Source organism: uncultured Campylobacter sp. (assembly GCF_938018145.1).
In the GTDB taxonomy this organism is placed as follows: Bacteria; Campylobacterota; Campylobacteria; order Campylobacterales; family Campylobacteraceae; genus Campylobacter_A.
Genome location: NZ_CALIII010000307.1, coordinates 1 through 4,926, shown reverse-complemented (window position 1 = coordinate 4,926; position 4,926 = coordinate 1). Strand labels below are relative to the sequence as shown.

Here is a 4,926-nt window from a genome sequence, read left to right as displayed (position 1 = left end):
TACGGCTTGGTTTTGAATTAAATTTAGCGCGATTCGCAGCTAATCAAAGATAAAATTTGAGAGAATTTGAAGCAGAAAACGGCGGCACAAATCGTCCGCCGCTATTAAATCAAAGATTATTTTCTTTTTTATACTCGGCTAAAAAGGCGTAAATTTCGTCTTTTAGTCTGAGTTTTTCGCGTTTTAGAGCATCCACTTCGGCATCGTTATAGACATTGCCTTTTTGCATCTCGGCGATCTTTTCGTCTAGGTCGTTGTGTTTGTCGAAAAGCGACGTAAATCTCGCATTCGTGCCTTTTAGCTTAGTTATAAGCTCTCTGTCTTCATGAAACATATTTGCTCCTTTGATGGATTAAATTTTAATTTAATTTTAGCGAATATTATTTTAAGAGCGGGTTAAAAACGCGCCGTATTTATGGCGATTTGGTAAATTTTACCCAACCTATGCCAAGTTTAAATTTATCAAATTTTATGGCACCGATGAATTGTTATAGCATCAAATTTACAGTGGTTTTGTAACGTAAATTTACCGTGCAAAGCTCAAATTTAAACGTACTTTAGCTCTTCTGGCTTATGCTTGCTTTTTATGACGCGTTTGGTTAGGCGTATCGACTCGCCCGTGCCGATAACAAGCAGCTTCGTGCCCGTGCCGATTAGCGTGTCGCCCTTTGGCATCGGGATAAATTTGTTATTTACGTCCTTGATGCCTACGACGTCGGCGTTTGTTATGTTTCGCAGATTAGTTTCTTTTAGGCGTTTAAAGCGCACCCACGAATAATCAGGCACCGAAATCTCCTCGATATCGATCGGAGAGTCTTGCTTATACAAAAACTGCTCGAGCAAATTTTCCATATCCGGACGTACGCTCATCGCGCTAAGGCGCTGGGCGACGAGTTTTGACGGGCTCACGACGCTGTTTGCGCCGAGCTTTTTTAGGCGCTCGGTATCGTCTTGGTTGTCGGAGTTTGTCATTATAAAATAAGGCTTTTTGCGCCCGATCTCTTTTTCATATAGCCTCACGGTGGCGATAAGGGCGATGTTATCTGCAATGTTTGAACTTAGCGTGATCATGCCTTTTGCGCTTGAAAAATGCGTCTTTAAAAGCGCCGTTTGCGTGTGCGGCTGAGAGACGATATAGTATGGATACTTGTATTTTTCCGCGATTTCCGGCAGATCCTCGCGCGGATCAATAACGATAAATGGGATGTGATTTTCCCTAAATTCGCGGCTTAATTCCATTGTGTATTGGTTGTGATAGCAGATGACAAAGTGGTTTTTTAGTCTTGCGATCTTGTATAGCATTCGTCTTTCCTTTATGATCGCTACGAGCGCGCCTTTTTTTAAAACTTCGAGCATCAAACCCGTAGAAAACGTAAAAACGGCAAAGCCTAGCAAAATAAAAGTGATAGTAAAAATCCGGCCGGCCGGAGAAATAGGTGCGACCTCGGTAAAACCGACGGTCGTAAAAGTCATACCGGCCTGATAAATCGCGTCTATCAGGCTAAAACCGTCGATCGTGACGTAGCCCATAGCTCCGATCATCATCATCAAAACGACTAAGATGAGCGGTAAGCGAAACGGGCGAAGTTGTTCGTAAAGTTCGGTATTGAGGTTGATTTGAGGTTTGGCAGAACTTGACCAGTTGAGGAATTTTAAAATCTTTTTAAACAAAGACAACTCCTCAAATTTGCGGTAAATTTAGCGTGACTGTTTTCTCATCGTTCTTAGCGTAGAAGCAGCTACTTTGATCTTTCTCGTAGTGCCGTCCTCTAGCGTAACGCGGATGGTTCTTAGGTTTGGCAAAAACCTTCTTTTTGTTCTGTTTTTGGCGTGGCTGACGTTGTTGCCTACCATCGGACCTTTGCCTGTTATTGCGCATACTCTTGACATATTTGTTTCCTTAAAAATAAAAATTTCTGCTGATTTTATCTAAAAGAAACAAAATAAAAGCTTAAAGCTACTTTTACAAAAGCGTTAGTTTTTAAACTGATTTTATGGATAAAAAAGCTAAAATATCGCAACTTAAACGCGGTTAAATTTTAAAAATTTACTAGTCGATTTTTAGCAAAATTTAAAATTTTAGGAAAGTTTTTATCCCCATTTATGAGACTGAGATTTAAAGATAACGTTGCGATATTTTACCCTCTTGGCTTTCTAGACGGAGATATCGACAAATACAGCATTGGCGATGCAAGCATAAGAAAATTACGCCAAAATGCGCCGCGCCACATCCTAATATCCCTAAAAAATGCCGTTTATTTCAATAAGGTAGGTTTTAATCTCATCCTAGAAATCGTCTCTAGGTTAGCAAAAGAAAGCAACGCCGACGTAGGCTTTTGTGACTACAACGAGCTTAAATTTAAAGCTCTAAAAAGGATGTCCAAGGACGTTTTAAACGTATCGTTTTTTGAGACTTCAAATGTCGCGCTTCTATTTTGGGGTACTTTTGAACCGGATTTTGCAAACAGACGCATTATAGTATTTAACTCGGACGCCGAGCAAAAACGCCAGATCGCACTGAGGCTTTCAGGCCGCGGGTATAAGCCCGTGATCGCAAAAGATATCAACGAATTTAAGAGCACCTATAAAGATTTTGAATACGCCGTACACCTAACCGACATAAAATCAAGCAAAAAAGACATCAAAATAACGCTCAAAGAAAACGTCGTGATCTACGGCATAGACGGCTTTATCGACTCCTCTTTCTCGGAAAATTTCGACTATAAAGTTTTTCTAAATTCGCTCAAAGTAGGCTTTAAATTTTTCGTTTTCGACATGGGCAAATCAAGCTCTATCAACATCCACGGTGTGTCGTTTTTAGCTAAACTAGCAATGGAGTGCGCCGAATACGGAGCTACGATAGCGCTGTGCGGATTAAAAAAAGAAAGCATGTCAAAAGCGCTGATTTACGATTTGGAAGACTGCGGGATCTTGCTTTACCGCTCGGTTGAGGACTTTTTTAACGACGACGCTACAATAGAAGGCGGCGGCGCAACAGCCGAGGATAGGCCAAAAAATATCACCAAAGATCTCATAGACGTCCTGCCAAACGTGCTAAAAGTCATCATGGATACGCTGGCGTCTTTGTCAAATTTACCCGTCACTCGCACTGCCACGGAGATAGCAAATTTTAGCTGTGACGAGGAGAAATTTTGTATGGGCTCGGTAGCGTTTTATGGCGATATGAACGCCAAATTTATCCTCTGCATCGAAAAATACGCCGTTCATAGGATCTGCAAAATTTTACTCCAAGAAGGTAGCGGTGTGAGCATGACTGAGGCATACGCAGATCTGCTTAGCGTCATCTCAGACCGCATCGAGGCGTGGCTAAAGAGCCAAAAGATAGAGGCAAATTTTACTTTGCCGCACGTTTTTGAAACCATCACAGACGAAGACAAAAAAAACAAATGCGTCCTGGTGCGACTAGACATCGACGGCATGGACGCGATATTTTTTCTAAGCAAATAAAGGACACTAAAATGTACGTAGCACCGAGTATTTTATCGGCTGATTTTGGAAATTTAAGAGCCGAGATCGAGGCCATCTGCGAGGCTGGCGCCGATCTCGTGCATGTTGACGTGATGGACGGGCATTTTGTGCCAAATTTAACCATCGGCCCCGTCGTAGTAAATGCTGTCGCAAGAGCCGCTACAAAGCCGCTAGACATACACCTAATGGTGCAAAATAACACTTTTTTCGCCGATCTTTTTTTGCCTCTGAAGCCTAAATTTTTAAGCTTTCACATCGAGGAGGAAATGCACCCGCTACGCCTAATCGATCACATCCGTAGCCACGGCACGGGGCCTGCAATCGTACTAAACCCGCACACGCCGGTATCGGCGATCGAGCACATCGTAAACGAGGTCGACATGGTGCTTTTAATGAGCGTAAATCCAGGATTTGGCGGGCAAAAATTTATCCCTTCGGTGCTCGAAAAAGCTCGCAGTCTACGCGAAATGATCGAGCGTAAAAACGCAAAATGCATGATCGAGGTAGACGGCGGCGTGACGGGACTAAACGTCGCGCAGCTCGATGAAGCGGGCGTAGATATCGTCGTGGCGGGCAGTTATATATTTTCGTCAAATTCATACGAGCACTCTATCCGCTCGCTAAAGCTCGAGTTTTGAACCAAGATTTCGAAGCTCTACTCGCCGTCATCGCCAAACGAAACATAGCCTACGCGGACTTTGTCGCCGCGACCAAGCAAATGGACGAATACTCCGAGCTTTTCGACGTTCGCGACGTGCAGATGTGGCGCGCGCTTGGGCTTGATATAACCCGCACCGCAAAAAACCAAATCGAGCTAAAAACGCGGCGCAATGAGATAAAAGATCAAATTTTTTGCGTCGTAGATATAGAAACTAGCGGCGGTATAAATAGCGGCCAGATCATAGAAATCGGCGCACTAAAGCTACAAAATGGCGAAATAATCGGCAAATTTGAAACATTCGTGTACGCGCCCTACGTCCCGGAAAATATCAGCGAACTAACGGGAATCACCGCAGAGCACCTAAAAAACGCACCAAGCCTTGCCTTCGTCATGGAGCAGTTTAAAGTCTTTTTAGGTCAGAGCGTTTTTGTGGCACACAACGTTCGCTTTGACTACGGATTTATCAGCGCGACGCTAGAAGCGCTAGGATACGGCGAGCTACTAAACCGTAAGCTCTGCACGATCGATCTAGCCCGCCGCACCATAGCCTCGCCAAAATACGGCCTAGGCACGCTAAAAGAAATTTTAGGCATCGACAATACCCATCACAGAGCCCTAAGCGACGCTATCGCAGCGGCTGAAATTTTTAAATATTCACTACAAAAGCTCCCGAGCGAGGTAAGAACGACCGAGGATCTAATAGAGTTTAGCAAATCAGCCAAGACGATGAAACAACTAAAAATCACGACGAATGAAGCCGGCGAACCGGTCAAATT

At 43.6% G+C, this 4,926-nt stretch carries 6 protein-coding genes; 3 read left to right on the top strand and 3 right to left on the bottom strand.

Features of this window, described 5'->3' with window-relative positions:
* Positions 1-109: 109 nt before the first annotated feature.
* The 3 genes from Q0338_RS07265 to rpmB all read right to left on the bottom strand — a co-directional run bounded on the left by Q0338_RS07265 (position 110) and on the right by rpmB (position 1,890).
* On the bottom strand, positions 110-334 hold the full coding sequence (locus Q0338_RS07265) for a YdcH family protein (protein WP_002946649.1): 225 nt from the start codon (positions 332-334) through the stop codon (positions 110-112).
* Positions 335-546: 212 nt separating this feature from the next.
* On the bottom strand, positions 547-1,677 hold the full coding sequence (locus tag Q0338_RS07260; protein ID WP_298086172.1) for a potassium channel protein: 1,131 nt from the start codon (positions 1,675-1,677) through the stop codon (positions 547-549).
* Positions 1,678-1,698: 21 nt separating this feature from the next.
* Entirely contained in the window at positions 1,699-1,890 is a 192-nt protein-coding gene (gene rpmB, locus Q0338_RS07255; RefSeq protein ID WP_002945979.1) for a 50S ribosomal protein L28, read from the bottom strand.
* A 213-nt stretch (positions 1,891-2,103) separates the two neighbouring features.
* Here rpmB and Q0338_RS07250 point away from each other — a divergent pair, with 213 nt between their 5' ends.
* The 3 genes from Q0338_RS07250 to Q0338_RS07240 all read left to right on the top strand — a co-directional run.
* Complete coding sequence (locus tag Q0338_RS07250) at positions 2,104-3,468, top strand: STAS domain-containing protein (RefSeq protein WP_298086171.1); 1,365 nt, start codon at positions 2,104-2,106, stop codon at positions 3,466-3,468.
* Between the two features lie 11 nt (positions 3,469-3,479).
* Positions 3,480-4,127, top strand: a complete 648-nt coding sequence (gene rpe, locus Q0338_RS07245; protein ID WP_298086170.1) for a ribulose-phosphate 3-epimerase — start codon at positions 3,480-3,482, stop codon at positions 4,125-4,127.
* A partial coding sequence (locus Q0338_RS07240) for a 3'-5' exonuclease (RefSeq protein ID WP_298086169.1) occupies positions 4,124-4,926 on the top strand: 803 nt, incomplete at its 3' end. The genes rpe and Q0338_RS07240, both read left to right, overlap by 4 nt.